This window comes from Vibrio sp. NFR, from assembly GCF_027587095.1.
Lineage (GTDB): Bacteria > Pseudomonadota > Gammaproteobacteria > Enterobacterales > Vibrionaceae > Vibrio > Vibrio harveyi.
Genome location: NZ_JAPPTN010000012.1, coordinates 72,946 through 89,141 on the forward strand (window position 1 = coordinate 72,946; position 16,196 = coordinate 89,141).

The following is a 16,196-nucleotide window of genomic DNA, read 5'->3' on the forward strand; positions in this document are numbered from 1 at the left end:
ACACTGTGCTACATGGTCTTACCACTCTGTGAGAAAACAACATTTGCAGCACATATTTTTTACATCACAAAACATTTCAAACCATTAAACTTAAAGTTTTTTAGTTATTAATTTTACAAGCAAACGTTTTATCGGATGAAAGTCAAGATAAAGCACCAAATGTTCGAAATATAATTTTTGTTAATGTATGTTATGCGCGATTAAAACAGGGAGCGGCCTTCCTCTATTGCTCCATGAACGACAGAGGCACATATGAAGCAAGTTACAACACGTCTTCCTAGTCTGATACAGGTATTTATCTCACTAGGTTTGTTTCTTCTTTTGGCATTTTCATTTACTGCCAAATTAGACCTTCCAATCCAGCTTGCGCTGTACATTGGTTGGTTCATTATCATGTTATTGGGTCTAAGATTAGGTCACCAATACAAAGACCTTGAAAAAGCAGCACTAAACGGGATTTCTAATGGTTTAGGTGCCGTGCTGATCCTTCTTGCTGTAGGTGCCTTAGTCGGTACTTGGATCTCTGGTGGTATCGTACCAACCATCATCTACTACGGCTTAAAAGCCATTCACCCTTCTATCTTCTTGTTAGCGACAATGATCATCTGTTCTTTGACTGCGTTAGCAACAGGCACTTCTTGGGGTGCGGCAGGTACTGCTGGTATTGCCATGATGGGAATTGGTCAAGGTCTTGGGGTTCCAGCACCAATTACAGCTGGCGCGGTTTTATCAGGTTGTTACTTTGGCGACAAAATGTCTCCACTTTCTGATTCCGTGATTCTTGCTTCTTCAATGTCAAACGTAGAAGTCGTAGAGCACATCAAAGGGATGCTGCCTATTGCCCTGATCAGTTACATCATTACGGGTATTATGTTTACTGCATTTGGCTTCCACTTCGCAGGTAAAGTGGATATGAGCCAAGTTGACTCAGTAATTCAGGCTATGGAACAACAATTTTTCATTACGCCTTATTCTTTTGTTCCAGTCATTATCGTATTGGCTCTACTCGCTATGCGCATGCCTTCTTTCCCTGTGATCAGCTTCGGTTCACTACTAGGTATTATCTGGGCAGTAATGATTCAGGATGTAGACTTCCTAACGGCATTCAATACCGCTTGGGCACCATTTGCAATTTCTTCGGGTGTGGATTTCATTGACTCGATTCTGAACCGAGGCGGTATGTCCTCTATGCTAGGTTCTGTTGCAGTTATCGTATTTGGTCTTGGTTTTGGTGGCTTGCTAGATAAGGTGGGCGTGCTTGAGACAATTGCGAAACTGTTCGAGCGACGTGTTCAAAGTGCGGGTTCTCTGGCGACAAGCACCATTGGTACAGCTTTCATGGGTAACGTATTCGGCTCGGCGATGTACGTATCACTGATTCTGACACCAAAAATCTGTGCGAAAAACTACGATCGCCTTGGCTACAAACGTAAAAACCTATCTCGTAACGCCGAGTTCGGTGGTACGTTAACGTCAGGTATGGTGCCTTGGAGTGATAACGGCATCTACATGGCGAGTATTCTGGGTGTGGCAACATTGTCTTACGCGCCATTCATGTGGTTGAGCTTCGTGTGTATTATCGTCACTATCTTCACGTCGTACATGGGTTGGTTTATCGATAAATGCGAACCAACAGCACCAGCAACAGAAGAACAAGCAGAAGGTGAACTAAAGCAGCAAACGGCTTAAATAGTTCTAACTTCCAATAGAATAGAAAAAGGACCGACAATTCGGTCCTTTTTTATGTTTGTCGTTTGGCTAAGCTCTGGCTAATCAGGCAGATTTGGTACCTGCTCTTACCGCTGAACGTTTACCTAAGGCATAGCCCAAAACAAGAGGAGCAAAGAAGATCACTAGGATGAACAAAATGAAGTAGATGATGGTGCTCTTCACCAGTTCGATCAGTTTATCCATTGCAAGGTTCACAACCTCTTGTGAAACGTGGTCGAGGTCTTGCGCAAACTTCTCTCTTTCATTTGTAATAATTTGAGCAATCTCTTGGCGTTCTCTCGCCACCATTTTTTCTAGTGCTTGTCGCTCTTCACTCAACTGAACCAAGCGCTCTTCTGTTTTCTGGTCGATATCTTCAACAAGTGGCTGCAATTGCACTGCCATTTGCTGTGCCAAGTTACGCATATACTCAGGGTTATTATCGATAAAGTCTTTCAACGACTCAGAAGTAACCTTCAAGCTGTTTAGCGCTGCATTTACTTGTTCGATACTTGCTGAGCTATTGAGTGCGAGCAACTGCGCTTTCCATGTCATGATTTTTGGTGTTTGTTCAGACACTAAGCTCAAACGATCAGACACATCACCGATAGCCTCAGGCATCGTACCCAATGTCGTTACAGCTTCCTCTTCACTGATCTGATTCACTTGTAACCAAGCTCGATAAGCTGGTGTACGGATCATACTCAAATCCGCGAATGGGTATTTCTCAACAAAGTCAGCCACAAACACTTTGGTTTTCGAGTACACGTCTTTTTTCAACAAAGATTGTGCAAGCTTATCGACTTCCTTGGCTAAGTGAGCAGACACTTGTTGTGCTTCCCCGGTAGTGAATAGATCTTTCCCTGCACCGACACTGAAGAACTGGTCCATTTGGTGAGTAAATACCCACGTGTCAATCAGCGCCGCCATTGGCGAGACTTGGTAAGCGGCAGCTTGAAGCCCTTCTTCCGCATTGATTTTCCAAAGTAAAATATAAGATTGGTTTACTTTATCGTTAGGCTCGTAGTTGTCTTGGAGCACATCGGCAGCTTGCTCTACTTGAGCAAAGAACTGCTGAGCGTATTCACGCGTCATAATGCGCATGTTTAGCTCTTGTTTGGTGAGCGGTACAGTTTGACTATCGATTTTTACTTCTAAGAGAGAGCATCCCGAAAGGCTTAAAACCAGACAGGCTATCAACCAAGAAGACAGTCGGCGGATGAACATGAAATTACCTATGATCAAATGGTGTAGGACAGGAACAGTGACGAACCAAAGCATAAGGTTCGCAAGCGCCCCTTAATACCTGAATCTCTACTATTTTAAGTCAGAGGAATATCAATCTGTTAGCACTTCTCGAATGTTTTCACTATTAAGAACTGCCTCAGCAAAAAGTGTCGTTTTCTGCAGGGTATCTTCCAACATATCCAGCTTGTCTGTAACGACTTCCTGACCTTGTTTAATTAAAGATTCGATATCCCCAGATATATAGTGTAGAGGCATCGCTCCAATGCTGCCTGACACTCCCTTCAAGCTATGGGCGATACGCTGAGCGTGTTCTTCATCCTTACCCTCGGCTATCAATGTTCTTAGCTTCGTACCATCTTCAGAATGATCTTGTATGAAAACCTCTAACAACATACGCACAGACTCTTCATCACCAGAGAGCGAATCAAGCATTTTCTCTATATCGATATAAGGCTCATCCGTCTCCACGCTCACACTCGCGGCTAAAGAAGATGCATCGTCATTCTCTTCTTCTAGAGGTGTGGTTGGTTTTACCACATCCACAGGCATGCGCTCCTCACCACTTGGCTCGGTAACTTGCTTCTCTGTCGGCAAAATCACTTCAGGTGGGTTCGTCTTCATTGGTGTATCCGTTTTTTCACAAGGTTGAATTGGAGCATCTAAGACTGGAGTTTCCTTGTAGAACAAAGCCCAAGAAACCACCACGAGTAAGGAACCACTTACTAACACTAAAAAGGAGATGTAAAACATCAGCTTTTGTTCAAGAGAGCTAATGACAGAGGCAAACTGATTAGAAAATTCAGGGTTAAGCAATTGGTTAGCGAGGTGGCTGCCTTGAGCATGAGCGGCAAGCACATTTGACGTTTGAGCCAATCGACGTTGGAACGCCCCTTGCTCTTTTTGCTCTAGCTTTTGTGACTCGGTAAAAAGAGAATCAAGCTCTTGGTAAGTATCTGAGCTTGTCGCTGCATCGCTAAACATGGCTTCTAAGACCAAAGCACCTAAGCGATAGTACATGGTTCTCAGTTGCTCAGAGTTACTGGCTGACTCTCGGCTATTATGGAGTTGGTCAGCCAGCGCGACTAGCTCACTATCGCTACCGATAAATGTTCTCGCGCCTTCAAGAAAGCGATCAGTTGAATAAAGCAGTTGCGTTAAGTCCGGACCACCCCAGCGGTCAGAGTACTCGCTCTGCAATTGCAAACGAACTGCATAAACAAGCTGAAGTTTGAGAGAGACTTGGTCAACGTGCTGAGCACGATAAGGCAGCTCAAAGTTAAAGATATGACGCACTTCATCAACCTTGCTGCTGAGTTCATCAACGGTTGAAATCGTACGTATGGTTTGTTGAGCTTGCAGCCAAATACCCACAGCAAAGGCACACCATACCGCAAACAAAAACCAGATTGCTTGTTTTATTCCCTCTTTGAATTGCAGCAACGCCCATTCCTCAATTATCTCTATTAATAACAAGCATATACCATGAATTGCGCTTTTAGTGTGCACACTTCACATAAAAAAAGAGAGCACAATGCTCTCTTCTTTCAATTAATTACGGCTCAACTGATCTTTCAAGTTTGGCGGTGTGCCTTTAATCGTAAGCGTGTCTGTCTCTGGATCGTAGAAAATACGCTCACCCAGCAACAGGCTATCAAAGCTAATATTTAAGCCGCCACCAGCACCAACGTACTTAGTTAGTTTACGCACTGTAGAACGGTCGCCTGGGAATGACTCTTCCAACTCGTAACCTTGCTCTTTGGTGAAATCCATAAAGCTAGTACCATCTTGGCTAGGAGGAAGCTCACCAGACAGTTCAGAGATTTGCACCTCGTCGCCTGATTTAATTTGCTCGTTACAGTAATTGTAAACCTGCTTTTTGTATTCGTTCGCTTCTTGCTTTTCTAACTTAGAATCGGCACAGAAATCTTCCACCGCCTGCATCAGCACTTGGTTTTGCTGTTTAGTGTCTAAACCAACATCCGCTTGCAAGAAATCCAAGAAGAAGTCTGCCACTTTACGACCTACGCGACCTTTGATGTAAGAAAGGTAACGGTTTGAATCACGATCAGTGTCATAACTCGATAGATCGATGCGTGCCGCGATGTCCATCTTAGTGATGTCTAAATAATCCGTAGCATCGATATCTAAGCCTTCTGTCACTTTTAGGCTTTGGTTCATTGGTAAGATACCAATAAATAAATAATCCGTAGCCAAGCTCTGATACTCAGCAAAGACTAAGATACCTTCGTCAGCAAATGGGTACTTGATCAACTCTTCTTTCAAGCGATTTGCACTAATTTGTGAGAAATCATAAAAATCTCTCTCTCCTTTGCGCATTTCTTGAAGCCAAAACTGAAATTCGCTGTCTGATTGGAAAGAGCCGAAGCCTTTTCCTGCTTTAGAATGGAATACGCGATGCAGTTCCGCGACAAGGTTTTCTGTTGAGGTATCGTTTTCTAACGACGCCGGGCGAAGTTTAACAACCAGTTCGTCCTGATCGTTTTTGCACAATTGATGCAGAATAACGTTTGAAAGATGAAGGCTCATAGTGATTTTATCTTGCTACAAGGTTTAAGTTGTTGGGCATTGTAGGTTATCATAAGCCGCTTTTACTATCATTATTAGAGTCTTTATGCCGATTACATCTAAATATACTGACGAACAAGTAGAGAAAATTCTTGCTGAAGTGGGTGCTGTTCTTGAAAAACACGCTGCTTCTCCTGAGTTGACGCTAATGATTGCCGGAAATATCGCAACCAATGTCTTAAATCAACAAGTTGCTGCTTCACAACGCAAAGTTATTGCTGAAAAATTTGCTCAGGCACTGATGTCTTCTCTTGAAGCGCCAAAATCACACTAAAAACGGATAATAGAACAAGTACATGGTAGACAGCGGAAACTCATACGGCGAACGCGTATCCCGACTAGTAGGTTGGGGGCATTGGTTTGCATTCTTCAACATCGTCGCTTCGATGTTGATAGGTACACGCTATATCGTTCAATCGCCTTGGCCAGAAACCCTGATGGGTCAATTCTATTTGGCGGTTTCGTGGGTGGGGCATTTTGGCTTTCTTGTTTTTGCTCTGTACTTATTGGTTCTATTTCCGCTGACGTTTGTCCTGCCATCTAGGAAACTCTTCCGTTTGGTGGCAGTGATATTTGCTACGGTTGGTCAAACCGTGCTGCTGATTGATACTCAAGCGTATCAATCAATTAATCTGCACCTAAACCCTGTGGTTTGGGAGTTGTTGTTTAGCGAAGACAAAAGCGCACTCAGCTCAGATCTCCAACATTTATTTGTTGTGATGCCGCTGATCTTCCTTGTTCAACTCGCTTTATCTGAATGGGTATGGCGTAAACAGCGCAAACTTTCTCATAAACACGTTGGTCGACCATTGGCTGCCGTGTTCTTCTTAAGCTTCATCGCGAGCCATTTGGTTTACATCTGGGCTGATGCTTACTTCTACAATCCTATTACCAGCCAACGCTCTAACTTCCCACTGTCATACCCTATGACAGCGAAGAGCTTTATGGAAAAACACGGTCTTCTTGACCGCGAAGAGTACCTAAAACGCTTAGCTGAGAACCAAGGTAATATTGATTTAGTAAGCTACCCACTAGAGAAGCTAGAATTCAATCGTCGTGTTAACAAGTTAAACGTGCTGATGATCAGCGTGAACAACTTACGTGCCGACGCATTGAATCAAGACGAAATGCCGAACTTGTACCAGTTCGCACAAGACAATCAAAACTTTGTTAATCATTACAGCTCGAGCAATGATACATACGGTGCATTTGGTCTGTTCTATGGTTTACCGAGTAGCTACGCAAGTAGTATCAAAGCTCAAGGTAGCGCACCAGTTATGCTAGATGTACTGAAAGATCAGGGTTATAGCTTTGGTTTATTCAGTGGCAATGGCTTTGAAGAAGACTTGTATTCTGAAGTTATCTTCCGCGGCTTAAACTTGGCAAACTCACTCGATGGAAGCCAAGCTCATACCGATCCACAATCTATTTCTGCTTGGAACACATGGCTAACAGAGCAAGCCCAGCAGCCTTGGTTTAGCTTCATTGAAGTGACAACCGTTGATAACTTCGAATCAGAAACGATGGCAGCAAATGAAGAGCTCCCTGCTAGCGAGCGATTCAAGCAAGCTTACGAGCAAGCGGTAAAATCGGCTGATAAAACAGTTGCGAAGATCATCGCAGACCTAGAAGAAAAGCAACTGCTTGCAAACACGATTGTGGTTATTACCTCAAACCATGGTAGCGAGTTCAACGAAACCAATACCAACAGTTGGGGCGCAAACAGCAACTACAGCAAATATCAACTGCAAGTGCCTATGGTTATCCATTGGCCAGGTATGCTACCAGCGGAATTTACCCACAGTACAAGCCACTTAGACTTGTCAGTGACACTGTTGCAAGACATGCTGGGCGTATCTTCAAACCCATACGATTACAGCAGCGGGCGTAATTTGTTTGATGAAAGTCGCCGTCGTTGGATCTTAGCCGGCGATACACGTGAAATCGCACTGATCACCGGCTCCCAAACGACCGTTATCGATAAGTTTGGTAACTACAAGCTGTACGATGACAATTACAAGCGTTTGCGCGAAACATCGCCTAAACTGCCTGTTCTAATGCAAGGTTTGACAGAGCTTCAACGCTTCTATTCTAAAAGCAATTAATTGAACAAAAGCTCTCCACCCGGAGAGCTTTTTTGATTCTTTTCTCCACAAACAACACAAAATCGTGCACTAAACGTCCAAACGATTCATTTTAGGGTTTACAAGATTTTCAAAGCCTTATATTATGCGCCTCAACAACGGAGAGATGGCTGAGTGGTTGAAAGCACCGGTCTTGAAAACCGGCATACGTTAATAGCGTATCTAGGGTTCAAATCCCTATCTCTCCGCCACATTTAGAAAGCCCGTTGAGAAATCAGCGGGCTTTCGTCGTTTTAGCGTTTGGAAAATTGCGGGATTTCTAAATCCCTAGTTGAGCGCAACCCCGGACTAGGCGTCCCCGCACTCAGCCACATTTAAAAAGCTCGTCGAGAAATCAACGAGCTTTCGTCGTTTTAGCGCTCGGAGAATTACGGGATTTCTAAATCCCTAGTTGAGTACAACCTCGATACGTAGCCACTCTTAGAAATGTTCGTTGCGATGCGAATCAAAAAGAGTGCCACTACTCCAAACATTTATCACTCCTCAACTGATAAGAAAAAAGCCCACAACCTGAAGTGTAGGTGTACCTTGAGAGTGACTTACATTTATTATTAGGCGAATTATAAGGTGTTTATAACTGTTGCTAAGGTTACAGCTAGCCTAATATTTATCTCGGCAAATGACAGGACTCTCTTTCTGGCATGTGCTAAATCCATCTATTTGTTGCTTAGACAACGTCAAAGGCTAGGAAAATAAAAAGGGAAAGGATTCCCATCTTAACATCCCAATCAAGTGTAAACCCGTTAATTATTGATGTCGTCTTCATCGCATTCCCGCGACTTGGTTAACCCTTCTTGATTTTGCTTTTCATGCAAAGCTTCGATTAACTTTTTATCAACTTCTGCAAAATATAGGTCTTCGATTGCTTTCTCCCGCAAACGCAGCTTTTCCGTAAAATCCATACGCTGCCGCCTCTTTTTTGACAATACTCACCTTAAGTATAGGTCTTAGGCTTGCCACAATAAAAAAGGTGAGACATCAGTGCCTCACCTTTCACAATCATTGGTTCTACTATCGTGGTTTATATACGCTTTCTGCGGCATTGATAAGCTGCATGTGAATGGGTACTAAATCTGAGTGATTACTTCGATACCCACCACCAACAACAGCGGCAACAGGAACCCCTTTATCTTTCATCAACTGCATTATGAAACGGTCTCGTTCATATATCCCTTGCGTGGATACGTCAAAATAACCAAGTTCATCGTCGGTATGTATATCTACACCCGCATCATAGATAACCATATCCGGGCGGTGCAGGTTGAGCGCCATTTCAACCACTTCTTTAAACGTCATTAAGAAAGTATCGTCACTGGTTCCTCGGCTCAACGGAACGTCGAGATCTGAATCCGGTTTCCTCGCGGGAAAGTTCTTATCACAATGGAAAGACAGGGTGATGATATCAAGCTCGTCTGCACATAAAGTTGCAGTACCATCACCGTGGTGCACATCGCTATCAATAATAAGCACTTTGTCTACGTGCTCTGTCTCCAGCATGTGTTTTGCCGCGATCACCAAATCATTGAATAGACAAAAACCACTTCCAAAATCTTTATGCGCATGATGGTAGCCACCGCTAAGGTGAATCGCGACACCGTGCTCTAATGCCTTTTCTGCAGTCAAAACGGTGCCCGCTGTCGACATAAGCGTCCGCGAGACTAAGGTCTCACTCCAAGGAAATCCTATTCGACGCATTTTAACTGCCGGCATTTCGCCACTAACAAGCAAATCCACATACTCCTCACTATGAACCAGCTTGATCTCATCCACGTTAAGCGGTTGAGGTTGGGAAAATTCGATATGTTGTCCCCAATCTTGTTGAACCAACTTGTCCTTCACCGCTTGATAAAGGTATTGGTACTTCATAATTGGATAACGGTGACCTTCCGGCAGTTCCAGTTGTGAGTAGATGGGATGATAGATCAGTGGCAACATGAGACATTCTTTTCAACAATCATTGTGAAATAGTACCAACTCCAAGAGTTGATTAAAAAGGAAATTAATTGATAATGATTTTCAATATCAATTAATTTCCTTTCATTATGAACAAAACGTTATATACGATCCTTGGCGCTTTCTTTGGCTCTTTTTGCGCGATATCGCTTTTCATGTCAATGATGGTTGGAGCTTGGTGGCTGGTTGATTTTATTGCTCTGAGCTAACACAATGATCTTACTTCTATATCACCTAATTGAATCACACAGATAGGCACACCCATGAGTCAGACAGTCTTTATCACCGGAGCAAATCGCGGCATAGGCTTGAGCCTAACAACACTGTATTTACAACAAGGTGCTCACGTACATGCGACCAGTCGCAATCTAGCAGAAAGCAAAGATCTGCAAGCGTTAGCATCAAACTATGACACGTTAACTTTGCATGAGTTAGACGTCACCAATTACGACGATGTTACTGAGTTAGCTAACCAACTCCCTGCTATCGATCTGCTGATCAACAATGCTGGGTATTACGGGCCGAAAGGTTATGGTTTTGGAAATACAGACGTTGATGAATGGCGTCAAGTATTCGAGATAAATACGATCGCGCCCTTAAAGCTTGTCGAGAGCTTCTATCCTGTAATGAAAAAAGGGACAACTAAGAAGATCGCATGTATCTCTTCTAAAGTTGGCAGCATGACAGAAAATACCTCTGGAGGTGGTTACATCTATCGCTCTTCTAAAGCTGCACTAAACTCAGTAGTAAAAAGCTTAAGTAATGATTTAACAGGAGAAGGTTTTACCGTACTCGCCCTACACCCAGGCTGGGTACAAACAGCAATGGGCGGACCAAACGCCCTTATCGATACTCAAACCTCCGCAGCAGGTCTTGCAAAAGTAATAGAGCAAAGCTCGCAGGAAAACTCTGGTCAGTTCATCAACTACGACGGAACCATGCTTCCTTGGTAATCTTTCGCAATCAATAGCTTAAAGTTGGGTCACGACAATCTAATCGTGTCGTGATCTTTCTATCCCCCCTTCTTTATCTCATCACTTTACTTGAATTTCACTCATTCCTATCCAGACTTAGTGAGGATATCGACCACTAAGGAGAGTAACCATGGCTGCAGATAAAGATCTGGTCAATTTCAGTGAAGATCATGAACTCAATTACTGCTTGAGAAGTGCAGGTAAACGTCAAACTCAAGCGAACCGAGACACGCTTGTCGACTTGGGACGACAAGTAAAGCAAGATTTAGGAAAGCGTGTTTTAACGCAAGATGATGTGCGCGGTGCGATACAAAGTAATGGGGAGCTATTTGATTAGCAGCGATCCATAAATGATAAAAAGCGGCACTCCAGGTGCCGCTTCGCTTATTGATTATTTAGACACTTTCTACCTAAGTAACCTCGAGATGCTAGGTTCAGCGAGAATGACTTGGTTTGTAGACGCGACGGCGATTTAAAGGTTTAGTGGGTCTAAATCAAGAATCGGCAACAAAGTATACAAGCCAAGACCCTTATATTTGCAAAGAGTGCCCTTTGGGAGCGTGTCTTTGACTCGCTTTTTTAGTCAAACAAATGGCTACGTCAAACAACTTGGAAAGAGCTGGCTATTACGCTGCGTTGTTTTCCTTGACCTCGAATCAATGACAACGCTCTGAATCCTGCATCTTGAAGTCACTTGGGTATACGTTTGCCTGTACTCGACTTTGATGTGCTCTTTTTGGAATAGCTGCGCTTCTTGCGTTTAAATGCAGGACGCTCGACTTTAGGAAGGTGACGTAAAGAATCAGGAATAGGACCGGACTTCACCTCGCCCATCAAACCATCGATACGTTGCTCTAACGCCTGCATAAAAGGTTGATAAGCTTGATTTCGCTCTGCCATACCCTGCAATTGGTGTTCCCAATGTGCTGTCATATCGGGATAAGTCGAGTCCATCGGCAAAGCATGGATCAAACCACGCCCTGCTGGTGAGCTTAAAATCGACTTTCCCTGACGCGTTAAAAGTTGGCGCTTAAACAAAGTGTCTAAAATGCCGGCTCTGGTCGCTTCTGTTCCCAAACCGTCTGTATCGCGTAAGATCTTCTTCAGTTCTTTGTCTGCTACGTAACGCGCAATCCCAGTCATCGCTTGCAGCAATGTCGCTTCAGTAAAATGCTTTGGAGGTTCTGTCTTACGGTCTTTAATTTCCCCTTCCCGACACATCAGTACCGTACCTTCTTGTAATGGCGGTACAGCATCGATGCCCTCGTCCTCTTTGTCCGTTTTCCCCATGAGTGCTTTCCACCCCGGAGAAACCAACTGGCGACCTTTAGCGATAAACGTGCCACCAGCGATATCAAATACAAGCTTCGCTTCTGCGTAAATGGCAGCTGGATAGAATTGCATTAAATATTGACGTGCAATGAGTTGATACACCTTCATCTCATTACCTGACAACGCGTTCACATTTGCTTGTTTAGGCGTTGGGATAATTGCGTGGTGAGCATCAACTTTTTTGTCGTTCCACGCTTTGGACTTAATTGACAAATCCGCACCTTGCACCGCACTTTGTAGCTCTTTGGCATTGTTGGAGATAGCAGAGGTAACAGAACCCGCTTGTGCGTAATGCTCCATAGGCAAGTAACGACAATCCGAACGCGGGTAAGTGATCAACTTATGTTTTTCATAGAGAGCCTGACAGGTATCTAGTACTTGTTGTGCGCTCATCCCATAACGTTTAGCAGCATCGATTTGTAACGCAGATAGTGAATAGGGAAGCGGAGCCGATTGCTTGGTTTGCTTTTGTTCTGATTCGGTCACTTTGGCGGGCTGATTGGCAATGCGATTCGCCACGTTCTCTACGAGCTTTCTACTCAGAACGCGCCCCTCTTCGTCTTGCCATGGTTTACACGCCTCACTAGGTTTCCAACGCGCACGTATATCAAACGAACCATTTTGATCTTGATATGGAATTAAAGCATGCAGCGTGAAGTAGTCTTTCGGCACAAAGTTCTCGATTTCTTCGTCACGACGCACCACCAGACCTAACACTGGAGTTTGCACCCGCCCTACTGACAAAACACCTTGATAGCCCGCTTTTTGGCCCAGCAAAGTGTAAGCACGCGACATGTTCATTCCGTAAAGCCAATCGGCTCGAGAACGCGCCAAAGCAGAAACAGAAAGAGGAATAAAGTCGCGGTTACTGCGCATCGAGCTTAAGGCTCGTTTTACTGCGGGCAAGTTCAAGTCCGAAATCAACAATCGTTGAGTGGCTTCTTTTTTGGTTTTGGAGAGTTTGCAATAGTCCAGAACCTCATCCACTAACAGTTGCCCTTCTCGATCAGGGTCTCCTGCATGAATGACCTCCGTAGCCTCTTTGAGAAGTTTACGGATCACTGTGAGTTGTTTACTGGCACTCTTCCTCGGTCTCAGTTGCCATTGCTGTGGAACAATCGGTAAATCAGCCAGATTCCATTTCTTATACCGTTCGTCATAAGCGTCAGGTTCTACTTGCTCTAACAGGTGACCAATACACCAAGTTACGACATCACCGTTTCCACAGCGGATAAAGCCTTGATCTTTCTTTTGAGGATTTGGCAACGCAGCCGCTATAGCGCGACCTAGACTTGGTTTTTCAGCAATAAACAGACGAGACATAAAGTTCAGAAAATCAAAACAATGAGGGGGACATTATCTAATGTCCCCCTAACAAATCAAGAAAAACTGTACAGATGAACAGTGATAAGGTCACGATTCTAGATTATTGAAACTCAACGAATTGAGACAGTTCACGCTCTGGCACTTTCATTGGCGTACAACCAGGGGTGCCTAAATACAGGAAACCTACGATTTGGTCTTTGCCTTCAAGACCAAACGCTTGATGTACTTCTGGATGGAACATCCACTTTCCTGAACGCCAAAAGCCTTGGAAACCTTGGGCAACCGCCGCCATTTGCATCGCTTGCACTGCACAACCTGCAGACAGATATTGTTCCAGTTCTGGGACTTTTTCGTGTTCTGTCACTTTAGCAATCACAGTGATAACCATTGGCGCGCGAAAAGGCGCGTTTTTCACTTTTTCTATCACCGCGTCTTCGCTGTTTTCAGCTTCTGCTGCTCTCACAAGGATATCTGACAACTTTTTAAGACCATCCCCTTGAGCAATAACAAAACGCCAAGGCGTCAATCCTGCGTGATCTGGCGCTCGCAGACCTGCACGAATGATATTTTCTAGAGCTTGCCCTTCTGGTGCAGGCTCAGACAACTTGGCAATAGAACGGCGGTTGAGCAAAAGATCGAGAGCTTCCATGAACAAGTCCTTATTAGGTGAGTTATTATTTTTACGCGTTCACTTTAGCATAATCCACTTTGGCAAATAACACTCTGTTTTATAGGGTTTAAAACCATAAAAAAAGCTGCGCACAAGGCGCAGCCACAAAAGGTTAAGAATGAAAAAGATCCGTCACAGATAACTACAGTTTTACAGCAAGTTTGACGCCTTGACGGATAGCGCGCACCGCATCAAGTTCTCCTGCATGATCTGCGCCGCCAATAATATGCAGTTTTTCACCAAGCTCGTGCCACTTGTCTTCAAATGGACGAACCGACTCTTGCCCGGCACAAATCACCACTTTATCTGCAGCTAACAATTGTTCTTTGCCATTCACATGAATGTGCAAACCAGTATCATCTATCTTGTCGTAAGACACGCCACCATATAAGTGAACACCGCGTTTCTCTAATGTGCGTTTATGAATCCAACCCGTAGTTTTACCCGGACCTTTCCCGACACGACCTTTACGACGTTGTAGAACCCATACTTCTTTATCACTAACAGCATCGGGATAAGGGTATAAACCGCCCGGTTGAGACATCTCTTTGTCGATTCCCCATTCGTGTAGCCAATCATCCAACGTCTGACCAACTGGCTCAGTGAGCATAGTGGCTACATCGACACCAATACCACCAGCCCCAACAATGGCAACTTTCTCACCTACAGGAGTTTTATCTCGAATGAGTGTTTGATAGTCGATCACTTTTTCTGGATTATCGATGCCATCAATTTTAACTTTACGAGGTTCTACACCCGAAGCCATCACCACTTCATCGTATTCGGTCAATAAGTCATAGTTAGCTTCTGTTTCTAGGTGAAGGTTAACGCCCGTTTCCTCAATGCGATTTGCAAAGTAACGAATCGTTTCACGGAATTCTTCTTTGCCCGGGATTTGCATCGCTAAGCGGAACTGCCCTCCAATGCGGTCATTTTTCTCAAACAGATCCACTTTGTGTCCACGCTCAGCCAATGTAGTAGCACACGCAAGACCGGCAGGACCCGCCCCAATAACGGCAATGTTTTTCTTCTTGAATGCGGGCTCTACGACAATTTCTGTTTCATAACAGGCGAGCGGATTGACCAAACAGCTCGCTCGCTTGCCTTTAAATACGTTATCCAGACACGCTTGGTTGCAACCAATGCAAGTATTAATCAATTGGGACTTCTCTTGTTCAGCCTTAGCGACAAAGTAAGGATCAGCTAAGAAAGGTCGCGCCATTGATACCATATCAGCGTGTCCAGAAGAGAGAATACGTTCAGCTTCGTCAGGGGTATTAATTCGGTTACAAGTAATAATAGGAACCGAAACGTGAGGTTTGACTTTTTCAGTAACCCAAGTAAACGCACCTCGCGGAACTTGAGTCGCAATCGTTGGGATACGAGCCTCGTGCCAACCGATACCCGTATTGATGATGGTTACACCCGCTTCTTCTAGTGCCTTTGCCAGTTCAATCACATCATCAAAGGTGCTGCCTTGCTCAACCAAATCAAGCATAGAGAGTCGGAAAATAATAATGAACTTTTCACCAACCGCTTTGCGCACCGCTTTGACAATTTCAACCGGGAAACGCATGCGTTTTTTGTAGCTGCCGCCCCACTCGTCATAACGCATGTTGGTGCGCTTACATAAAAACTGGTTAATCAAATAACCTTCAGAGCCCATCAGCTCCACGCCATCGTAACCCGCAAGCTGTGCCAATTCAGCACTGTTAGCAAAAGCGTCGATGGTCTTTTTGATCTGACGTTCGCTCATTTCACTAGGTGCAAATTTTGCGATCGGAGCTTTGATTCCCGACGCACTTTGCGCGAATGGGTGCATCGCATAACGTCCGGCATGAAGAATTTGCAAAGCGATTTTGCCACCATGTTTATGTACGGCTTCTGTCACAACCTGGTGTGCTTTAGCGTGTTTCGGCTTACTAAACTCAGCACTCAAAGGGTGTAGTCGACCACGTAAGTTTGGAGAAAAACCACCCGTCACGATAAGACCTACACCGCCCTTCGCACGCTCTTCATAGAACGCCGCAAGCTTTTGTAGTCCTTCTTTGTGTTCTTCTAAACCGGTGTGCATTGATCCCATCAAGACGCGGTTTCGTAGCTGTGTAAAACCTAAGTCCAATGGTTTTAACAAATTTGGGTACATGGCAGACATCACTAAACATCCATTTTTATTGTTGTGGTCTGACCACAGTACGCCGCAAAAACCAAAAAATCAAACAAGCGTTTACATTTTTGCAACACACGTCAATC

13 protein-coding genes and 1 tRNA gene are annotated in these 16,196 nt (G+C 44.3%); 6 read left to right on the top strand and 8 right to left on the bottom strand.

Annotation, left to right across the window (positions count from 1 at the left end; genetic code table 11):
* Window positions 1-252 precede the first annotated feature (252 nt).
* Window positions 253-1,689, top strand: a complete 1,437-nt coding sequence (nhaC, locus tag OH463_RS20370) for a Na+/H+ antiporter NhaC (RefSeq protein WP_269992425.1) — start codon at window positions 253-255, stop codon at window positions 1,687-1,689.
* An 84-nt stretch (window positions 1,690-1,773) separates the two neighbouring features.
* Here the strand turns inward: nhaC and OH463_RS20375 are convergent, their stop codons facing one another.
* From OH463_RS20375 to yejK, 3 genes are all read right to left on the bottom strand, one after another.
* Window positions 1,774-2,937 (bottom strand): hypothetical protein, encoded by a 1,164-nt coding sequence (locus tag OH463_RS20375; protein WP_049536822.1) that lies wholly within the window; start codon window positions 2,935-2,937, stop codon window positions 1,774-1,776.
* A 111-nt stretch (window positions 2,938-3,048) separates the two neighbouring features.
* Complete coding sequence (locus OH463_RS20380) at window positions 3,049-4,398, bottom strand: Hpt domain-containing protein (protein ID WP_269992428.1); 1,350 nt, start codon at window positions 4,396-4,398, stop codon at window positions 3,049-3,051.
* Window positions 4,399-4,506: 108 nt separating this feature from the next.
* The gene (gene yejK, locus OH463_RS20385; protein WP_005444652.1) at window positions 4,507-5,505 is read right to left on the bottom strand and encodes a nucleoid-associated protein YejK; all 999 of its coding nucleotides are present in this window, start codon (window positions 5,503-5,505) and stop codon (window positions 4,507-4,509) included.
* Between the two features lie 85 nt (window positions 5,506-5,590).
* On the opposite strand from yejK, the gene OH463_RS20390 reads away from it, so the two are divergent.
* The 3 genes from OH463_RS20390 (at window position 5,591) to OH463_RS20400 (ending at window position 7,879) form a co-directional block, all read left to right on the top strand.
* A complete protein-coding gene (locus tag OH463_RS20390; RefSeq protein WP_005444651.1) occupies window positions 5,591-5,818 on the top strand; it encodes a YejL family protein in 228 nt (75 codons plus the stop codon).
* A 22-nt stretch (window positions 5,819-5,840) separates the two neighbouring features.
* Complete coding sequence (locus OH463_RS20395; RefSeq protein ID WP_050904073.1) at window positions 5,841-7,649, top strand: DUF3413 domain-containing protein; 1,809 nt, start codon at window positions 5,841-5,843, stop codon at window positions 7,647-7,649.
* Between the two features lie 139 nt (window positions 7,650-7,788).
* Window positions 7,789-7,879 (top strand) — tRNA-Ser (locus tag OH463_RS20400).
* Window positions 7,880-8,431: 552 nt separating this feature from the next.
* Here the strand turns inward: OH463_RS20400 and OH463_RS20405 are convergent.
* Both OH463_RS20405 and OH463_RS20410 read right to left on the bottom strand, forming a co-directional pair.
* The gene (locus OH463_RS20405; protein ID WP_005444649.1) at window positions 8,432-8,590 is read right to left on the bottom strand and encodes a hypothetical protein; all 159 of its coding nucleotides are present in this window, start codon (window positions 8,588-8,590) and stop codon (window positions 8,432-8,434) included.
* Window positions 8,591-8,699: 109 nt separating this feature from the next.
* A complete protein-coding gene (locus OH463_RS20410) occupies window positions 8,700-9,623 on the bottom strand; it encodes a histone deacetylase family protein (protein ID WP_269992431.1) in 924 nt (307 codons plus the stop codon).
* 281 nt (window positions 9,624-9,904) lie between these two features.
* On the opposite strand from OH463_RS20410, the gene OH463_RS20415 reads away from it, so the two are divergent.
* The gene (locus OH463_RS20415; protein ID WP_017817825.1) at window positions 9,905-10,594 is read left to right on the top strand and encodes an SDR family oxidoreductase; all 690 of its coding nucleotides are present in this window, start codon (window positions 9,905-9,907) and stop codon (window positions 10,592-10,594) included.
* A gap of 151 nt (window positions 10,595-10,745) precedes the next feature.
* Window positions 10,746-10,952 (top strand): hypothetical protein, encoded by a 207-nt coding sequence (locus tag OH463_RS20420; protein WP_005444646.1) that lies wholly within the window; start codon window positions 10,746-10,748, stop codon window positions 10,950-10,952.
* A 353-nt stretch (window positions 10,953-11,305) separates the two neighbouring features.
* On the opposite strand, the gene OH463_RS20425 is transcribed toward OH463_RS20420, so the two are convergent.
* The 3 genes from OH463_RS20425 to OH463_RS20435 all read right to left on the bottom strand — a co-directional run bounded on the left by OH463_RS20425 (window position 11,306) and on the right by OH463_RS20435 (window position 16,098).
* A complete protein-coding gene (locus OH463_RS20425; protein WP_269992433.1) occupies window positions 11,306-13,270 on the bottom strand; it encodes a DNA topoisomerase III in 1,965 nt (654 codons plus the stop codon).
* Between the two features lie 103 nt (window positions 13,271-13,373).
* The gene (locus OH463_RS20430; RefSeq protein WP_005444644.1) at window positions 13,374-13,922 is read right to left on the bottom strand and encodes an NAD(P)H nitroreductase; all 549 of its coding nucleotides are present in this window, start codon (window positions 13,920-13,922) and stop codon (window positions 13,374-13,376) included.
* A 163-nt stretch (window positions 13,923-14,085) separates the two neighbouring features.
* Window positions 14,086-16,098, bottom strand: a complete 2,013-nt coding sequence (locus OH463_RS20435) for an NADPH-dependent 2,4-dienoyl-CoA reductase (protein WP_009698533.1) — start codon at window positions 16,096-16,098, stop codon at window positions 14,086-14,088.
* Window positions 16,099-16,196: the final 98 nt, after the last annotated feature.